An 18,651-nucleotide genomic window follows, 5' to 3' on the forward strand; every position below is an offset into this window, starting at 1 on the left:
CCATGAAGCAGAAACTCTGTGCCGAATACCTGCGCATTTCCGATGAGGAGGCAGCGCGGTTAGTTGAGGTCGCAGCACCTGCGGCGACCAGCGACGGCGGCACGGCGGGGCTTGTTACCGACGGCGCGGAGAAGATTATCCTGCAGCACTTCGTCGACGTTCCGGACGAAGATGCCCTGGACATCGACACGGACTGGGAGTCCCTGCTGCGCACGTTGACCGGCAATCCCATCGACGGCCAGGCACTCGGCGACCCGCTGGCGGAGGCCATCCTCGGCGCCGACCGCGTCTGCCGCAAGCCGCTGTCTGCAGTCATCCGCGCCGATCGCGTCGGCGACGTGCACCAGACGCTGGCAAGCATCGATCTTGCCGCCCGCATCACGGACAATGGTTCGCTTATCGACGAAGCCACTGCGACACAGCGGTACCGCGAACTCGTGGCCTTCTACGAGGAGACTAAGGCAGCGCGTAGCGCCGTGCTCGTGGCCATCTCCTAAGAACTAGCAGCGCAACTGCTAAGCCGATAACTCCGGCGATGAGGCCGCCGATAACATCGGTGAGCCAGTGTGCCCCGACCCACACGCGCGACAGTGCCACAGCGCCGATAAGCGCGATGATGGCCAAGTCGAGCAACTTGCGGGCTGTACGGCGCAATACGGGGATGGCAAGCTGCATCGCGGCCATACCGCTGGAAGTAACCGCTGCCACATGTGCAGAAGGAAACGCCGCATCGTGCAGGTTGACCAGTGAGAACTCCTCACCCGGTCGGTCGCGGCCCAAAAACCACTTCATGGCATAAGTCACCGCAATCGACGAACCGAATGACGCCGGCAGTAGCAACGCCCACGCACGGAAGCGGAACCACAGGAGTGCCGCAGCAACAAGCGTGACCGGCGCGATGTAAATCGGCCGGATAATCTCGCTCAAAGCCAGCATCACACTATCGACGCGGCCATCCCGCGCCCCATGCAGGTCACTGACCCAGCCCGCAAACGACTGATCCACGCTCCCCGCCAGCTGCGTCTGAGTGAACCACGCCAGTGCCCCTAGGACAGCTAACCAACCAATGACGTGCCGAGGTCGCGCAATTCGAACACGTGCCACTAGCAGTTCTCCTCGGTTACTTCCCCAATGACTCCTTGGATTATTTCCCGGTCACGGGCGCTGAGGTCGACGTCGGCAAGCAAATCCGGACGACGTTCGGCCGTGCGAATGAGTGACTGATCGCGCCGCCAACTGTCCACCAGCGCGTGATTGCCGCTGAGGAGAACGTCCGGCACTGCCAGTCCACGCCACTCGCGCGGCTTGGTGTAGGACGGCCCTTCGAGCAGACCGTCAGAGAACGAGTCCTCCTCGTGGCTCTTGCGATTGCCCAACACACCCGGAATCAACCGCACGACGGACTCCGCAATCACGAGCACCGCCACTTCCCCGCCGATCAGCACATAGTCCCCAATAGAGACCTCACGCACGCGGTAACGATTAGCAGCGTCATCAATAACGCGCTGGTCAATGCCCTCGTAGCGCCCGCACGCGAACACAATGTGCTCCTCGTGTGAGAACTCCTGCGCCATCTGCTGCGTAAACGGCTCGCCCGCCGGGGTCGGGACGATCAGCAGGGGCTTCGCTGAATCTTCTTCGCTTAACGACGGCACTTCCGCTGCAGCATAGGAAGATTCCTCGGCCAAACCCAGTTTCTGATCATGGCGGACATTGTCCAAATGTGGCACCGCGGACGTGAGCGACTGCTCCGCTTTCAGCGTCGCTACCTCGTCGAGGGCGGGGCCCCAGACATCCGGCTTCATAACCATGCCGGGGCCACCGCCGTAGGGCGAGTCATCCACGGCTTGATGTACACCTGGCGCCCAGTCGCGCAGGTTGTGTACGCCGACACTCAAAATGCCCTGCTCAATTGCCTTGCCCAGCAGCGCATGACGCAGTGGCTCGAGGTACTCCGGGAAGATTGTGACTACATCGAGACGTAAGCTCACAGCTCCAACAGTCCTTCCGGCGGCGTGATGGTGACGGTAGTATTCTCAAGGTCAACTTCCGGAACGATGTCCTCTACCAGAGGGATGAGTACCTCCCGGGCCCCGTCGTCAAGCGTGACTTCAAGGAGACGATGAGCGGGCGCGCGGACGATAGAAGTGACCTCGCCTATATCCGTGCCGTTATGGACTACGCGCAGGCCTTCAAGTTCAAAGTCATAAAAGTCCTCGTCTTCGAAGACGGGCTCGGCATAAAACTTCATACCCCGATGACGCTCGGCCTCATTGCGGCCCGGAATCTCCTCGAAGCGAATCAGCAAACGCCCCTGGTGCGGGCGTGCCGTTTTCACAGTCAGCTGTTCCTCACGGCCGGCCTGTACACCCAACAGCGTGGCCCCGACTGCGAAACGCCCTTCCGGGTCATCCGTTGTCGCATCGACGACGACTTCCCCGCGCACACCGTGGGGCTTGATCACTCGGCCAATAAGCACCATGTCAGCTACCGACACGCGCACACTCCCTCTCTTATAAAGGCTCTGTAAAACACCCCGCGTAAAGCAAAAAGGCGCCACCCAACACTTCGTCTTGAAGTATAAGGTAGCGCCCGGATTAGCTAAGCGGCGTACTCAGCGTCCTTATTACTCGGCGTCCTCGGAAGCCTCGGACTCAGCAGCCTCAGCCTCGGCAGCCTTTGCGGCCTCCTCAGCTTCCTTAGCAGCCTTAGCTGCTTCCTTGGCCTCGCGGCGCTTAGCGGTGATGGCCTCAGCGGACGGGCCATTGTTGGCCTCTTCCAGAGCCTTGTTGAACAGCTCGAGCTTGGTCGGCTTCGGCTCAGCAACCTTCAGAGTGCCCTCTGCACCCTCGAGACCCTTGAACTTCTGCCAGTCGCCGGTGACCTTCAGCAGAGCCAGAACCGGCTCGGTCGGCTGTGCACCGACGCCCAGCCAGTACTGAACGCGCTCGGAGTCAATCTTGATGATCGACGGCTCTTCCTTCGGCTGGTAGATGCCCAGGTTCTCAATGACCGCACCGTTGCGACGGGTACGAGCATCAGCAACGACGACGCGGTACTGAGCAGTACGAATCTTACCCAGGCGCTGCAGCTTAATCTTGACTGCCATGAGGAGTTCCTCTTTCTTCTATGTCACTGGACAATACTTATGCATCCGAGCTCACGAGTAATTACTAACGAAGTACCTCGGACCGGTTTTGCCCTTGGGATATTTACACTGCGCGTGACCACCGGGCGGCCGTGGCCGGATCCGATGAATTCGCAGTCGTGCCTCAGTTGAGGATTCTCATTGAGACAACTCGAGGTATGTTACCAGCAGTTTTTGGAAATTAACAAAACTGCGCACTCGAAACGCTGCATACCCACTAAAGCTGAACGTCGTTGACAGTGCGGTAACGTAACATTCTATGAAAACCACCGGCACCCAATATAGGTATGACTTGGACGGACTACGGGGCATTTCGATTGCCCTCGTAGTCCTTTTCCATGTTTACGTCGGCCGCGTTTCCGGTGGTGTGGACGTATTCCTCTTGCTCTCCGGGTTTTTCTTCTTCGGCGCGCAGTACCGCAATGCCATCAATCCCCGGCAGTCCATCAATCCATGGTGGAGCATCTGGCGCACGCTGCGTCGCCTAATCCCGACACTAGTGCTGGTCCTCTTTGCGACAACCCTGTTTGTCATTTACTTCATTCCATCGCTTCGCACGATCGACATTGCCCAGCAACTCCGCGCCAGCCTGCTCTACTACCAAAATTATGAACTGGCACTCCAGGGCTCGGACTACGCAGCCGCAGAGAGCGAAACCTCCCCACTGCAGCACCTGTGGTCAATGTCGGTACAGGGCCAGTTTTATCTCGGCTCCATTTTGCTCATCTCCCTACTCGCCTGGATGACGCGCTCACCCCAGATTGTCGGCGCGGTTACCTCACCGGTGGAGGCGAAGCGCACCGACGCTACCGGCGGTAAACTCCGCCGAATCCTCACTCCGTTGCTGGCAGTTATCACTCTCGGCTCGATTGCCTATGCCTTCTATATGCACTCCGAGAACCAGGGGTGGAACTACTACTCCACTGTCAGCCGCCTCTGGGAACTCTGCCTCGGCGCACTACTCGGACTGATTCTTGTCCGGGGATCCATCCCCATGCCCAAGCCACTTCGAGTGCTGTTAGCCAGCATCGGCCTCGCACTGGTAGTCTCCACCGGTTTCATCTTCGACGGCGCCGCACAGTTCCCAGGCCCTTGGACCCTATGGCCCCTCGGTGGTGCTGCGCTGATTATTATCGCCGGCCCTGAGGCGGGCTGGATCTCCAAGTTCCTGGCCAGCCGCCCAATGCGCGAAGTAGGCCAGAGCGCCTACGCGCTCTACCTGTGGCACTGGCCTCTTCTCATCCTGGCCATAAACTACCTCAACCGCGATACTCCGGGGCTGAAGCTTGGCACCGCAGTGATCGTCGTTTCCTTTATTTTGGCCAAACTCACCAACAAGTATGTCGAGCTGCCGCTGGCTCAATCGACTCGCCGACCGACCCGGACTCAGCCCGTCGTCGGCGATGCAATCCACGCAATGAAGCATCGTCGCCCGGCTCGTCGTCTAGCGGCAGTCGGCACTGTTGTCGTCATTGCGTTGGTCGGCATGTCCAGCCTTGTCAACGTGCAACAGGTGCGCGTCGATCGCGCCTCCGCCACCAGCCTAGATCCAGAGGTCTATCCAGGTGCACTCGCGCTTACCGACGGGTACGAGGTCCCCAAGGCAGCCACAAAGCCGAATACCGATTTCATCACGGACCTTTGGCCGGAACCTGCCCTCGATGGCTGCCTTGCGACAGGCGGTGAGGACGTCGGATACTTCCCGCCGAATCGCCGTTGGCGCGATGAGACCCAGCCGTGTGTCTACGGTGATCCAGATGCTAGTGACTCGATTGTCATCGTCGGCGGCTCGCACATGGAACATTGGTTTGCCCCGATTGATGCCTACGGCAAAAACAACGGGTACCGAGTGGTGGTTCTTCTCCGACAAGGCTGTCCAGCGACCTTAGAACCGATCCACGGAGTCGGCGATATCTGCGTGGCCTGGACTTTCGAGGCTCTGCAGAAAATTGACGAGATTCAGCCAGAGATGGTTTTCACCACTTCAACCAGACCCCTGTTCCAGGCGGACCCACCGCAGCCCGGCGACTACACACCGGATGGTTACGTTTCGTTTTTCGCTGCTCTACAAGAACGCGGAATTGATTTCTTCGCCATCCGCGATAACCCATGGGCGCTACGGGAGGACTTGGACCAATTCTCCCCCAGCGTATGCGAAGAAGCGGAAGAAGACTGCACTATCCACCGCAAAACTGCCCTAAATGCAGAAAATCCCGCTGAGGAGATTCTTGCGAACTTCCCCAACGGGCACAGTCTAGATTTCTCCGACATCTTCTGCGGTCCGACCACCTGCCGTAAAGTTATTGGCAATATCTACGTCTACCGCGACAGCAATCACATCACCGATGAACTAGCGGCCACTTTCAGTCCTGAAATGGACCGCCAGATTCAGAAGGCTCTGCGGGACTAGCTACTTCTAGTCCCCGCTACTTCTTGCCCTGTCCGAAGTCGAGATTGTTGAGGTCAAAGTCCTCCATACCTTCTGGCAGCTGATTACCCATCTGCTTCTGCAGCTTCTGCAGTTCAGCCATGCTAGGCATACCCGGTATGCCCTGCATACCTGGCATTCCAGGCATACCGGGCATTCCGCCACCGCGCATTGCCTTCGGCGGCGTTGGACCACGGTTAGCGCCCTTGCGCTTATTCTTGCCCTTGCCCTTTCGACCACGCTTGGCCTTGCGGTTCGATGGGCGACCACCGCCCATACCAAATCGGCCGGCCATCTGCGCCATCATCTTCCGCGCCTCATTGAAACGCTCGATGAGCTGGTTAACCTCTGAAACGGACACACCGGAACCGTTGGCGATACGACGACGTCGTGAAGCATTCAGAATCTTCGGATTCTCGCGCTCTTCCGGAGTCATACCGCGGATAATCGCCTCGATGCGGTCAAGCTGCTTTTCGTCGACCATCTCGGCGGCCTTGGACATTTCCGCGCCGCCGGGGAGCATCTTGAGGATGTTGCCGATTGGGCCCATCTTGCGGACCATCATCATCTGCTCGAGGAAGTCCTCAAGAGTCAGTTCGCCGGAACCAATCTTCTGGGCGGACTTGGCAGCCTGCTCATGATCGATTTCCTTGGAAGCGACCTCAACCAACGTCTTTAGGTCACCCATCCCCAGGATGCGGCTGGCCATACGGTCTGGGTGGAAGACGTCAAAGTCCTCCAACTTCTCGCCCGTGGAGGCGAACAGAATCGGCTTACCGGTGACCTCACGGATAGACAGTGCAGCGCCACCGCGCGCGTCGCCATCGAGCTTGGTCAGTACAACGCCGGTGAAGTCAACGCCGTCTCGGAAGGCCTTGGCGGTCTCTACCGCGTCCTGACCAATCATGGAGTCGATGACAAACAGAACTTCATGCGGGTTGATGGCATCGCGAATGTCGCGGGCCTGCTTCATCAGAACCTCATCGATACCCAGGCGACCTGCGGTATCGATAATCACCACATCGTGGCGATGCTGGCGAGCATAAGCGAGGCCACGGAACGCGGCGTCAACTGGATTGTCCTCGCTGGTGCCCATTTCATGGGTGGAATCGAGGCTGGTGCCCGGGAACGGTGCGAAGCACGGCACGCCTGCACGCTCAGCGACAATTTCCAGCTGCTGCACCGCGCCCGGACGCTGCAGGTCACAGGCGACGAGGACCGGGGTGTGCCCCTGATCCGTGAGGTACCTGGCCAATTTACCGGCCAAGGTGGTCTTACCAGCGCCCTGCAGACCGGCCAGCATGATAACCGTTGGTGGCTGCTTCGACATATTCAGCCGTCGAGTCTCGCCACCGAGGATGTTAATCAGTTCCTCATTGACGACCTCAATAATCTGGTTTGCCGGGTTGACAGTCTGGCTGCCAATAATTTCGTTAGCGCGTTCCTTGATGCGCTTGATGAAGGTACGGACAACCTCGAGGGAGACATCGGCTTCCAGAAGAGCCAGCCGAATCTCGCGGGCGGTGGCGTTAATATCCGCCTCAGTCAGGCGGCCCTTCCCGCCCAGCCCCCGCAGGGCACCCGTCAAACGATCGGAAAGAGACTCAAACAAGTTTCCAGCTCCCCTTTTGCCTTGTTTTTTCTTAACTGTTCTACCGTACCCGCTGGATACTCCATTTGGCACATATCTACAGCTTCGCCTATCGACAACGATTGCAGCCCACCCACCCTAAATGCCCCGATTCGGGTGTAACCAATAGGAAGTAAGAAATAGCAATAGGATGAAGCTCTTTTGTACTCAAGGACGTTAGATTACTGTTCGTTATTTTAACGTGACAATTAAACGAGCCTCCAGATATGAATGCCCTACTGCATAAAGAACGTTTATCCAACCCAGTTACCACCAGCTAGGTAACAGAAAGATAACGCCAGTGGCTAGCTTTTGCTAAGGCCACCCTTAGTAAGAACCTCCCCCGGAATGGTGTAAGCCAAATAGCAAACCGGCGGCATTGCAGCAGGTCAAAGCACGCCACTGCGCACCTGATGTTATTCCTATAACTACCTCCAATACCGTTCATATATCAACCAGTTTATGGTTAATCATGAACCTAGTTAACCGCAGTTGGCCTGGTTTTATTTTCCGCCGTGCACGATGAGGGATGAACGGCGAAATCATATTCATTGGTCTCTGACCGTTTGACTCCTTGAGAGGTTTTCATGAAGAAGTTCACCACGGCTATCGCCGCCGCTGCCTTCTCCGCCAGCATGATTGCAAGCGCAGGCACCGCTACTGCACAGATTCCGGACTCAATGCCGACCGAGTGCCCCGCCGGCCAGCACTTTGAGAACGTCGGAGGCACTTTCCAGTGCGTCGCAGACCAGCCTGAGCAGGATTCCACTGACGGAATTCCGGCCCCAATGCCGGACAAGTGCCCAGACGGCCAGCACTTTGAGAACGTCGGCGGAACCTTCCAGTGCGTCGCGGACCAGGAAGCTCCTAAGCCCGAAACACCGGGCGACAATGAGTCCCAGCCGGGCGACCCCGGAAACCCAGGCATTTCTGATAAGCAGTGCCCGGAGGGCGAGCACTTCGACATGAGCAAGCCAGTTCCAGGCAACCCGAATGTCTTCGGTGTCTGCGTCAAGGACGAGGCGAAGCCGGACACTGACAAGCCAGGCACGGACAAGCCGGACACCGAGAAGCCAGGCAAGGACGGCAAGGACGGTAAGCCGGGCAAGGACGGCAAGGACGGTAAGGACGGTAAGCCAGGCAAGGACGGTAAGCCGGGCAAGGATAGCAAGGACGGTAAGCCAGGCAAGGACGGTACGCCGGGCAAGGACGGCAAGGATGTCAAGGTAAACGTTGACATCAAGATCTCTGCTGAGTGCAAGAACGAAAACAAGTGCACGAAGGAAGAGAAGAAGGCCAAGGAAAAGGCCGAGAAGAAGGCTTCCGAGTCCAAGAAGACGACCTCTTCCGAGAATGTAAAGAAGGTTTCGGACTCCAAGAAGTCTGAGCAGAATACCTCGGAGTCCAAGAAGGCTTCTTCGACTCAGAGCACTGGCCTGGCAGCCACCGGCGTTGACGCCACCACCCTGGGCGGAGCCGCTCTGGTTCTCCTTGTCGGCGGTGTCGCCGCTACCCGCATCGCCCGCAAGAACCGCTAAGAAGCTTGGGGTTCTACCCCGGTAACGAAACATAAAATGCTCCTGATGCCTATTTAGCATCGGGAGCATTTTTGTGCGCCATACCTCCGAAAAGTCATAGCTCCTATAGCCCGAAGCATAAAACCTCACAGGCACCGATTTTTTACCGAACCTCTACGCCCCATCCACCTTTCACCACCCGACACAATCAGGTACCACGCTTCGCTAGCGAAGACAGAAAAGCCCCCTACCGAGTCGACAGTGACTGGTTCTATAAACGCCCTACCCACAACGGGTGTACACACTCAGCGTTGTAAATATAAGTTCCCACTTCCCCTTACTGGGGTTTGGACAAGTCAACAATTTCTCTTTACCCCCCCCCCTTCCCAAACCCATACCACCAAAGACTGTAATTAGTTATTAGAATCAAAAGTGTGAACAGTGTTCCCCCTTAAGTCCTTTGATTGCAGGGCTTTCCTATAGACATTGTGAGGTTTCCAAATGAAGAAGCTCTCTTCGACCATGGTGGCCGCTGCCGCTTCAGCCGGCATGCTCATCGGCGTTGGCGCCGCCACCGCACAGATTCCTGACCCCGCCCCGTCGGAATGCCCCGCCGGTCAACATTTTGAAAATGTTGGCGGTACTTTCCAGTGTGTAGATGACGCTGCAAATCCGGATCCAGGAGGTTCATCGAACGATGGCATTCCACCGGGCGTTGAGGACACCCAGACCTGTCCCGACGGTTCCCCGCGTGACATGAGTAAGATTGACCCGGCAACCGGGGCTTACGGTGCTTGTGGCACTTCAGATGATTCCGGCCCAACTCCGGAGCCTGATGAAGATGCCCCAGAAAATGACGGAATTCCGCCGGGAGTTGATGACACCGCAACGTGCCCCGACGGTTCCCCGCGTGATATGAGCAAGATCGACCCGGCAACCGGAGTCTACGGCTACTGTCCGACCTCCGATGACGAAACTCCGGGCGACGATGAGAACCCAGGCGATGACGCTCCGGGCGACGATGAAAACCCAGGTGACGAACAGCCCGGGGAGGACGAGAATCCTGGGGAGGAAAATCCAGGCGACAAGCCCGACACCCCTAAGAATGACGGTAAGCAAACCGGGACCAAGAACACTAGGCTAGCAGTCACTGGTGTTCAGGCGACTGCCCTCGGCGGTGCCGCTCTTGCACTCTTGGTCGGTGGCGTGGCAGCTACCCGCCTCGCACGCAAGAATTCTAAGGATTCCTAGCACAACTCTCCGCTAGATTCCTAGCACCTCAACATTAAAGGCCCCGGAGCCCCGCGTATCCTCTACAGAAATCTACGCGGTGGCTCCGAGGCCTTTATTTTTGCCGGGGGCAACGGGCGACGCTGTACTCACCAATCGATGGAAAATTCACTCATCGATGTTAGTTACTATTTGCGGCCGCCGAGCAGTGCGTCTACGAAGCTCTCCGGCTCAAACGGCGCCAGGTGGTCAGCACCTTCACCAAGGCCAACCAACTTCACCGGCACACCGAGCTCGTTTTGCACCTGGAATACAATGCCGCCCTTCGCGGTACCGTCCAGCTTGGTCAGGGCAACGCCGGTGATGTCTACTACATCCCGGAACGTACGAGCTTGCAGTAGACCATTTTGGCCAACCGTCGCGTCCAAAACCAGGATGACTTCGTCAACCTGAGCCTTCTTCTCCACCACGCGCTTAATCTTGTCCAGTTGGTCCATCAGACCGACCTTGGTGTGCAGGCGGCCGGCGGTGTCGATGAGCACCACATCAGCGCCGGACTCGATACCGTGAGCAACTGCCTCAAATGCAATAGAAGCAGGATCGGCGCCTTCAGCGCCGCGAACGGTCTCCGCGCCAACGCGTCGCCCCCAGGTCTCCAGCTGGTCGGCTGCAGCAGCACGGAAGGTATCCGCTGCGCCGAGAACAACACGGTGGCCACCGGCGACCAGTACACGAGCCAGCTTGCCCGTCGTCGTGGTCTTACCTGTGCCGTTGACACCGACTACCAGAATCACTGCGGGCTTGCCCTCGTGCGGAAGTGCGCGGATGGAGCGGTCCATCTCAGGCTTGCACTCCTCAATCAACACCTCACGCAGCAGGGCGCGCACTTGCTCTTCCGTGCTCACCTTCTGGCTGGCAATACGCTCGCGCAGCTTATCGACGACACGCTGCGTCGCAGCCGCACCGAGGTCAGCCATAACCAGGATGTCTTCAACCTCTTCCCACGCGTCCTCATCAAGGTCACCCGCGCCCAAGATGCCGAGCACAGACTGGCCAATTGCATTCTGCGACCGTGACAGACGACCGCGCAGGCGGCCCAGACGTCCCTCAGCCGGGTCGATGGAGTCAATCTGCTGTTCTGCTTCTGGCTCTGGCGTCGGCTCCGGCGCAGCTTCCGGCTCCGGCTCTGGCGTCGGTTCTGGTTCGGGAGTCGGCTCCGGCTCCAGCTCCGGTTCAGGAGCAGGAACTACCTCTACCTCAGGCTCTGCTTCGGGCTCTGGTTGTGGTTCCGGCTCGGGCTCTGATTCCTCTTCCCCGGCCGTTGGCAAATCGATTGGGATTTCCCGCATTACGCGGTCATAATCCCCCTCCATTTCGGTGGGGTTATCCGGAATAACCAGTCGACCTTCTGGTTTCAGCAGTGAACCGTCCGGCTGATCGGCAGGTATATCAGCCTGCTTTTCCTCTGGCTCCGGGGCCTGCTTTTCAATCGGCTTTTCCGCCGGTTTCGGCATCGGTTTTTCAACCGGCTGCTTCTCGCGGGTATCAGTCCCACCACCGGCCGGAGCGAAGTTAAAACCACTAGTGGCCTGGTAATTTCCAGACTTCTCCTGCTGGGTGAGTTCCTTAGTATCTTCCTTCGCAAAGGAAATGCGCTGGTTCTTCCTGCGGACATAGCCCACAACAAAGAGCAGCGCGATAATAACGACAATCGCGACGACAAGGAGTATCCACTGAGTTGGAGTCATAACTCTCATTATGCAGTATCAACGACTCTTCCTCACTTACTCCGCGCTTACTCCGCTCCTGTCGACGGAGTTGCGGATGCCGGTGACATTCGCTGCGAGATTACTCGAGTCACACCATCGCCCCGCATGGTCACGCCGTAGAGCACATTCGCAACGTCCATTGTTGGCTTCTGGTGCGTAATGACAATCAGCTGACTGGTCGCGCGGAGTTCCTCGAGCAGCGCAATAAGGCGACGCAGGTTAACGTCGTCAAGCGCGGCTTCCACCTCGTCGAGTACGTAAAAGGGACTCGGGCGCGCGCGGAAAATAGCGACGAGCATTGCCAGCGCCGTCAGCGACTTCTCGCCGCCGGAGAGCAACGACAGCCGCTTAACCTTTTTGCCCGGCGGGCGGGCTTCAACCTCGATACCTGTCGTGAGCAGGTTGTCCGGCTCGGTGAGAACCAGTCGTCCGTCGCCGCCCGGGAAAAGCGTTTGAAAGACTGCGGGGAATTCTGCCTCGACATCGTTCCACGCGTCTGTGAAGAGCTGCAGGATCGTGGCATCGACTTCCTCGACAACATCGGTGAGGTCCTGGCGGGCCTTGAGGACATCATCGAGCTGCGTGGATAGGAAAGAGTAGCGCTCCTCCATCGCCTTATACTCCTCCAGCGCCAACGGGTTGACGCGGCCGAGCACACGCAGATCCTTCTCCGCCTGTTTGAGCTGCTTCGTCACGGCTGCGCGGTCGAAGTTCTCATCAGGAGCAAAGTCCGCGAGCAGGTCATCGACAGACAGCCCCAACTGGTCGACGATGCGCTCTGCAGCCTCGGTCACGCGGACCTGCGCCTGCGCACGGGCGATGTCGCCCTGGTGCGCGGAATCCGTTAGCTGTGCCAGCTCACGTTGCGCCGCATTTGCCTCCGTCCGGGCCGCTGATAGTGCCTGCGACACTGTCTTCTTCTGCGCCTCGGCATCGTCGCGATCGGCCTCTGCCCGCGCCAACGACACGTTGACCTTCGCATGCAAATCCTCAGCCAGCTCCGCGACAACTTCTGCCAATTCGCGCTGGGCAACCTTCGCCATCTGCGCCTGCTCATGGCGGGCCTTCGCTACGCGCTCCGATGCAGCCTGGCGACGGAGCCGCTCGGCCTTGCCTCGTACACTCGACAGTCGCTCCTCTGCCGTACGCAGCGACAGACGCGCCTCTGTTTCCATGGCGCGCACAGCCGTCAGCGCCTCCGAGGCACGGTCACGTTCGCTTGTCGACGGTTCCCCCTCCTCGGGGTCACGGTCAACGCGAGCTAAGCGGTCTGCGACCACCGCCAACTCCTTCTGGAGCTTCGTTACTCGGTCCGCGGCTTCGGCTCCGCGCTGCTCAGCGCGTTCGGCATCATGCACCACGCCGGACAGCTGCGCTGTGGCCCGAGTTCGGGCATCCGTGAGGACCTTCATACGACTCTGGTGTTCACGCAGCGCAGCACGGGCGGCCGCCGCGTCCGTGCGGCGGTCCTCTTCTTCGGCCTGTGCACCGGAGAGCACACCACCGAGGTCACTCAAACGCACCTGTGCTTCTGCTAGTTCTTCGCGAGTCTTAGCAATGTCGGCGGCGATTTCCACACCTGATGCAGTGCCACCAGCACCGCCAGCTACCCAACCAGAGCCACGCAGCACACCATCGCGGTCAACAACGCGCAGTCGAGTATCCTGGGTCACCAGCTCACGGGCGACGTGCTCGTCGTCGCAGGCCACGACGTCAACGAGCAGAGAGGTCAACGAACCCGAAAGCTCCGCGGGCACTGTCACATGATCGAGCAGCCAGGATGCCTGTGCGGGCAGAGTGATGTCCAAGCGCCAAGAGTCGGATGCATCCGCAGAATTGATAACAACGGCACTGCCCTTGCCCGTGGCCACAAGCTCGTCGATAAGCGAATCTCCACTGCCCTCGCTGACCAGTGCTTCGGCGGCCGCGCCGAGGGCGGCAGTGAGCGCTTTTTCCCAGCCAGCGTCGACATCGATGACTTCAGAGAGAACGCCGAGTTCGTGTTTTTCACGTAGCCACGCGGTGCCGTCGTTGGCAGCGGCGGTGCGGGCGGTCTCCAGAGCTTCGATGCGGGCGGACAGACCTGAGACACTGCGTTCGAGGTCGCGCTCGTCAGCGCGGAGTTCTTTCAACCGTGTAGAGGCCAGCTCTGCTTCTCGGTTGGCCTGTTCATAAGCACTCTGCAGCTCGGGACCTTCGAATTCGGCCTCGGCTAGTTCCTGCGCGGCGTTTTCCACGGCTTCGGTGGCATCGGCACGGCGTTCGTCGGCCTCATTGGTTTGCTCGGCAAGGCGTGCAGCTTCGGCTTCGGCGGCTTCCAAGCGGGTGCGCAGAGATTCTTCTGCGGAAATGAGACGAACCACGCCTTCGCGACGGTCGGCGATTGCGCGAACGGCCGCGAGGTGCTCCGCTTCGGCTTCACGGAAAGTCTCCTCGGCGTCGAAGAGCGTTTCGCGGATTTCCTCCAGTTTTTCGCGGGCCTCTGCCTCAGCCTCAGCGAGCGTGGCTTCTTCGGTGGCGGCGTCGTCGGCCCTCTGCTCCAGGAAGTCCGGGTCTGGGCCTACCCACGGAGCGACGGAGTGGTCGGCCGCGCGATCGGCGGCGATGCGGGCCGTCGCTTGGATACGCTCACCGAGTGCGGAGAGACGAAACCACAAATCTCGGGCAGCATCGGCAGCTGGAGTGATGTCCTCCAGTTCGGCTTCGAGTTCTGCAGTGCGCTCAGCGGCAATCTCGGCTCGCTCCGTGGCGGCCTCCACCTTTTCCTCAATGAGCTTGGCTTGACCAGCAATGTCATTGAGGCTGTCCTGCAAATCCACGAAGTCCGCGGCAGCCAAACGCAACTTGGCGTCGCGCAGGTCTGCCTGCACAGTCTGGGCGCGAGAGGCGGCCTCAGCCTGACGCTTCAGCGGTTTGAGCTGACGGGAAAGCTCACCTGTCAGATCCTGCAGACGGTCGAGATTGGCCTGCATCGACTGCAGCTTGCGCTGCGCCTTTTCCTTGCGACGGCGGTGTTTGAGCACGCCTGCGGCTTCTTCGATAAACGCACGACGCTCCTCTGGCCGCGATTCCAGAATCTGCGAAAGCCGACCCTGGCCGACGATGATGTGCATCTCGCGGCCAATGCCGGTGTCGCTGAGGAGCTCTTGGACATCCATGAGGCGGACGCGAGAACCGTTGATTTCGTACTCACTTGCGCCGTCGCGGTACATGCGACGCGTGACAGAGACTTCCTTATATTGAATGGGAAGTGCCCCATCGGAATTGTCGATGGTAAGAGTGACCTCCGCGCGCCCCAAAGGCTTTCGCCCGGAGGTTCCCGCGAAGATGACATCTTCCATTTTGCCGCCACGGAGGGTCTTGGCGGAATGCTCACCCATAACCCACGCGAGGGCATCGACGACATTCGACTTACCAGATCCATTCGGGCCGACAACTGCGCAGATGCCGGGCTCGAATTTCATCGTCGTCGCCGAAGCGAAGGATTTAAAGCCCTTCAGAGTCAGCGATTTCAAATACATGGGGCAATATCTTACCCGTAGTTACGGTTTGGAGCTGAATTACCCCAAGCACGCACCCTGTTACACAAGATTGTTTACACAGCGTTGTTTACACCACTGCCTGCTTAGTTGACGCGTAGGCCGACTCACCGTGCTGAGCGACGTCGATACCAGAATGCTCCTGCTCGCCGTGGATACGCCAACCGACGGTTGCCTTCAGGACTCGGGCAATGATGTACGTCAGCACGCCTGAGAACACCGCTGCGACGACAGCAATAATGACCTGGATGGCAAACAACTTCAGGCCGTCGATGCCACCGCCGGTAAGCAGTCCGCGATCATTAGCCAGCAGGCCAACACCAATCGTTCCCCACATAGCTGCAACCAGATGCAGACCAACCACATCCAGGGTGTCATCGAAGTTGAATTTGTACTTCAAGCCCACTCCCCAGCAACCCAGCGCACCGCCGATATAGCCCAGAATGATTGAGGTCACTGGGTTCATATCTCCTGCGGCCGGAGTAATAGTCACAAGCCCTGCGATGACACCCGAAGCGGCGCCCAGCGAGGTGGGATGCCCATCACGAATACGCTCGAGTGAAATCCAGCCGAGCATCCCCACGCACGCTGCCACCGTCGTATTCAGCCATGCCAGACCAGCGACACCGTCGGCCGCAAATGCCGAACCGCCGTTGAAGCCGAACCAGCCGAACCACAGCAGTGCAGCACCCAGCATGACGAGTGGCAGATTGTGCGGGCGATGCTGGCTGCCATCGATGGACTTGCGCTTACCGACGATAATCGCCAGCACCAAAGCGGCAGTACCAGCAGCAATGTGCACAACCGTACCGCCAGCGAAGTCAATTGGAGCGATCAATGCTTCACCGTCAGCGGTACCGAACAGCTTTGCCGACAGCCCCTCTGCCGAGTGGCTCAGCAGGCCACCGCCCCAGACCATGAAGGCCATTGGGAAGTACACCAGCGTCGTCCAGAAGCCGACGAAAATCAACCAGGTGGAGAACTTCACGCGTTCGGCCAGCGCCCCAGAGATCAGCGCTACAGAAATCGAGCAGAACGTGAGCTGGAACCCAATGTCGATGATGTTTGGGCAACCGTTCGCACTCGCAATGTAGTTGCCGTCGCCATCCGTGATTGAGTTACGCAGACCGAAGAACTCGAATGGGTTGGCAAAAACACCACCGATCGACTGCGATCCGTAGGACATCGACCAGCCCCACAGCACGTAAATGGCACCGACAACGCCGACAGCACCAAAGCTCATCATCATCATCATGTTGAGCACCGACTTCTGTCGCGACATGCCGCCATAGAACAGCGCGAGCGCCGGTGTCATCAGCAAAACCAACGAAGCCGAAATCAGCATCCACGCTGAGTTTCCAGACTGTGCAATTACTTCTTCAGGCGTCATATGTGCCTCCCCTGCCTGTCAGTAGGTAGTTATTAACTTAATCCACTCGCCTTTCGTATTTACGTATTCTTTTTCCCGGTTGCGTAGGTTTTTAGCGCTCTGAGACCCCTACAACGCACCAATCGACTACCTCAAGACACGAAAAATCCCCCGCCAACTGCGCAAAAACAATGACATAGAGCGAGGGATAGAACGTATTCGAATTTTTCGGATTCCTACACCGACATGGGGGGGAGGAAGGCAGTTGGCACCCGCTTAACGACGGTCAAACGTGCTCAATGCACCCTTCGGTTCCTGCCATAACGGCACCACTGCCGTCACATCGCCCGGAGTATTCGGCCCCTCAAGCCAAGCGAGCAAACTCTCACAGTCTGCCCGTGGCCCTTCAGCAACAACTAACACCCGACCATCCGGGTAGTTCTGGGCGTAACCAACCAACCCCAACTCCAGAGCCGTCGCGCGGGTGTACCAGCGAAAACCAACACCTTGAACACGACCGTGTACCCACGCGGTGAGGCGGACGTCGTTAAGCAACATCGGACTCACGCACTGTCATCGGGTCGGAACCGTCCCAGCACTCAATCTTGTCGTGGCCGCGGACGTTAGGCAGATCATCGCGGTGGAATACCGGATTAAGCCCCTTGGACTTCTGCTCGGAGTAATTCTTTAGTAGGGCGACAGCTACGCCGCCCAGCGGCAGAATGGCGATGATATTGATGGTGGCCATGAGTGCGGAGAAAGTATCTGCAAGCGACCAGACGAGCGGCACGGAACCGACAGCTCCGCCAATCACGCACAGGATGACCAGGACACGCACGGTGTTCAGGACAGCCTTGCTCTTTGACAGGAACGGGATATTCGCCTCGGCGTAGTAGTAGTTACCCACCAGCGAGGAGAACGCGAGGAAGAAGATGATAACCGTGACCGCGTGGATGGCCCACGTACCCACCTGCGCCGACAGCGCAGCCTGAGTTAACGCGGTGCCCTCCGCATCGCCGCCGAAGGTCGGATCGGACAACAGGATGATAACTGCGGTGATAGTACAGACGACCCAGGTGTCGAAGTAGACGCCCATCGTCTGGATGAGGCCCTGTTTGACCGGGTGCGACACCGACGCCGTAGCCGCCGCATTTGGTGTGGAACCCATACCGGCCTCGTTGGAGAACAGACCACGGCGAATACCCTGCATCATGGCGGTACCGACAGCGGCACCAGCGATCTCACGGATACCGAAGGCGTGCTCGAAGATGAGCTTGATCATGCCCGGCACTTCAGTGATATTGAGAGCCAGCACAATCAGACCGAGGATGATGTAGGCCACGGCCATGATCGGTACGACAATTTGCGTCACCGCCGAAATGCGCTGCACACCACCGAAGATGATGACGCCGGCCAAGATTGCCAGCACAATGCCGACGCAGAATTTAAAGATCGGCGTTCCCTGACCAGTCGACTCAGCCACAGCCGCCGTGATTGAGTTGGACTGCACCGCATTGAACACAAAACCGTAGGTCACCGTGATAGCGATGACGAAGAGCGACGCCATCCAGCGCCAGTTCTCTCCCAGCCCCTTGGTGATGTAGTACGCGGGCCCTCCTCGGTAAGAGTCCTTATCCCGCACCTTGTACAGCTGCGCCAGCGTCGACTCCACGAAGCTGGTAGCACCGCCAATCGCAGCGAGCAGCCACATCCAAAACACGGCACCTGGCCCACCCGTAGTGATTGCCACCGCCACACCTGCGACGTTACCGGTACCGACACGCGAGGCAGCAGAGATTGTGAAGGCCTTAAAGGCCGAGATGCCCTTGACCCCCTCGGAGATGTCAGACGGCTTTTCGGTAATTGCCTTGAACATCTCCGGGATGTACCGGAGCTGCACCACAATGGTCCGCCAGCAGAAGTACAGGCCTGCACCGCTGAGTAGCAGAATCATGAACAGCCAGTACTTGTCATTCCAGGCGTTGACCCAATCGGTCGCTTGTTCCATGAAGCTCATAAGG

General features: G+C 58.6%; 14 protein-coding genes. 4 read left to right on the plus strand and 10 right to left on the minus strand.

Annotated elements, in window-relative coordinates:
- Positions 1-2 precede the first annotated feature (2 nt).
- On the plus strand, positions 3-497 hold the full coding sequence (locus HMPREF3130_RS03165; RefSeq protein ID WP_049171521.1) for a DUF1877 family protein: 495 nt from the start codon (positions 3-5) through the stop codon (positions 495-497).
- Here the strand turns inward: HMPREF3130_RS03165 and HMPREF3130_RS03170 are convergent.
- The 4 genes from HMPREF3130_RS03170 to rpsP form a co-directional block, all read right to left on the minus strand.
- Positions 457-1,104, minus strand: a complete 648-nt coding sequence (locus HMPREF3130_RS03170) for a phosphatase PAP2 family protein (protein WP_049189527.1) — start codon at positions 1,102-1,104, stop codon at positions 457-459. The two genes, HMPREF3130_RS03165 and HMPREF3130_RS03170, sit on opposite strands and share 41 nt — an antisense overlap.
- Entirely contained in the window at positions 1,104-1,991 is an 888-nt protein-coding gene (gene trmD / locus HMPREF3130_RS03175; RefSeq protein ID WP_049189528.1) for a tRNA (guanosine(37)-N1)-methyltransferase TrmD, read from the minus strand. The genes HMPREF3130_RS03170 and trmD overlap by 1 nt, the downstream gene beginning before the upstream one ends.
- Positions 1,988-2,482 carry a ribosome maturation factor RimM gene (gene rimM / locus HMPREF3130_RS03180; protein ID WP_049189548.1) on the minus strand — a complete coding sequence of 165 codons (495 nt, stop codon included), beginning with the start codon at positions 2,480-2,482 and terminating at the stop codon, positions 1,988-1,990. The genes trmD and rimM overlap by 4 nt, the downstream gene beginning before the upstream one ends.
- A gap of 144 nt (positions 2,483-2,626) precedes the next feature.
- Positions 2,627-3,109: a 30S ribosomal protein S16 gene (gene rpsP, locus HMPREF3130_RS03185; RefSeq protein WP_038628648.1), complete on the minus strand. Its 483-nt coding sequence runs from the start codon at positions 3,107-3,109 to the stop codon at positions 2,627-2,629.
- Positions 3,110-3,407: 298 nt separating this feature from the next.
- Between rpsP and HMPREF3130_RS03190 the strand changes: the two genes are divergently transcribed.
- Entirely contained in the window at positions 3,408-5,558 is a 2,151-nt protein-coding gene (locus HMPREF3130_RS03190) for an acyltransferase family protein (RefSeq protein ID WP_049189529.1), read from the plus strand.
- Positions 5,559-5,574: 16 nt separating this feature from the next.
- Here the strand turns inward: HMPREF3130_RS03190 and ffh are convergent, their stop codons facing one another.
- On the minus strand, positions 5,575-7,188 hold the full coding sequence (gene ffh, locus HMPREF3130_RS03195) for a signal recognition particle protein (RefSeq protein ID WP_049189530.1): 1,614 nt from the start codon (positions 7,186-7,188) through the stop codon (positions 5,575-5,577).
- A 605-nt stretch (positions 7,189-7,793) separates the two neighbouring features.
- Here ffh and HMPREF3130_RS11415 point away from each other — a divergent pair.
- Together HMPREF3130_RS11415 and HMPREF3130_RS03205 are read left to right on the plus strand one after the other, a co-directional pair.
- Positions 7,794-8,744 (plus strand): hypothetical protein, encoded by a 951-nt coding sequence (locus HMPREF3130_RS11415; RefSeq protein WP_070429303.1) that lies wholly within the window; start codon positions 7,794-7,796, stop codon positions 8,742-8,744.
- Positions 8,745-9,224: 480 nt separating this feature from the next.
- The gene (locus HMPREF3130_RS03205) at positions 9,225-9,974 is read left to right on the plus strand and encodes an intestinal mucin (RefSeq protein ID WP_070429304.1); all 750 of its coding nucleotides are present in this window, start codon (positions 9,225-9,227) and stop codon (positions 9,972-9,974) included.
- 167 nt (positions 9,975-10,141) lie between these two features.
- Here HMPREF3130_RS03205 and ftsY read toward each other — a convergent pair whose 3' ends face one another.
- The 5 genes from ftsY to HMPREF3130_RS03230 all read right to left on the minus strand — a co-directional run bounded on the left by ftsY (position 10,142) and on the right by HMPREF3130_RS03230 (position 18,638).
- Entirely contained in the window at positions 10,142-11,701 is a 1,560-nt protein-coding gene (gene ftsY, locus HMPREF3130_RS03210) for a signal recognition particle-docking protein FtsY (RefSeq protein ID WP_049171536.1), read from the minus strand.
- 47 nt (positions 11,702-11,748) lie between these two features.
- Positions 11,749-15,243 (minus strand): chromosome segregation protein SMC, encoded by a 3,495-nt coding sequence (gene smc / locus HMPREF3130_RS03215; protein WP_049171541.1) that lies wholly within the window; start codon positions 15,241-15,243, stop codon positions 11,749-11,751.
- An 88-nt stretch (positions 15,244-15,331) separates the two neighbouring features.
- Positions 15,332-16,651 (minus strand): ammonium transporter, encoded by a 1,320-nt coding sequence (locus HMPREF3130_RS03220; protein WP_070429305.1) that lies wholly within the window; start codon positions 16,649-16,651, stop codon positions 15,332-15,334.
- Between the two features lie 255 nt (positions 16,652-16,906).
- Entirely contained in the window at positions 16,907-17,188 is a 282-nt protein-coding gene (locus tag HMPREF3130_RS03225; RefSeq protein WP_049171546.1) for an acylphosphatase, read from the minus strand.
- On the minus strand, positions 17,178-18,638 hold the full coding sequence (locus HMPREF3130_RS03230; protein WP_049171612.1) for an alanine/glycine:cation symporter family protein: 1,461 nt from the start codon (positions 18,636-18,638) through the stop codon (positions 17,178-17,180). Before HMPREF3130_RS03230 ends, HMPREF3130_RS03225 begins: the two co-directional genes overlap by 11 nt.
- Between the last annotated feature and the right edge of the window lie 13 nt (positions 18,639-18,651).

Origin of the sequence: Corynebacterium sp. HMSC14B06 (genome assembly GCF_001807075.1) — a bacterium.
Classification (GTDB): domain Bacteria; phylum Actinomycetota; class Actinomycetes; order Mycobacteriales; family Mycobacteriaceae; genus Corynebacterium; species Corynebacterium jeikeium_D.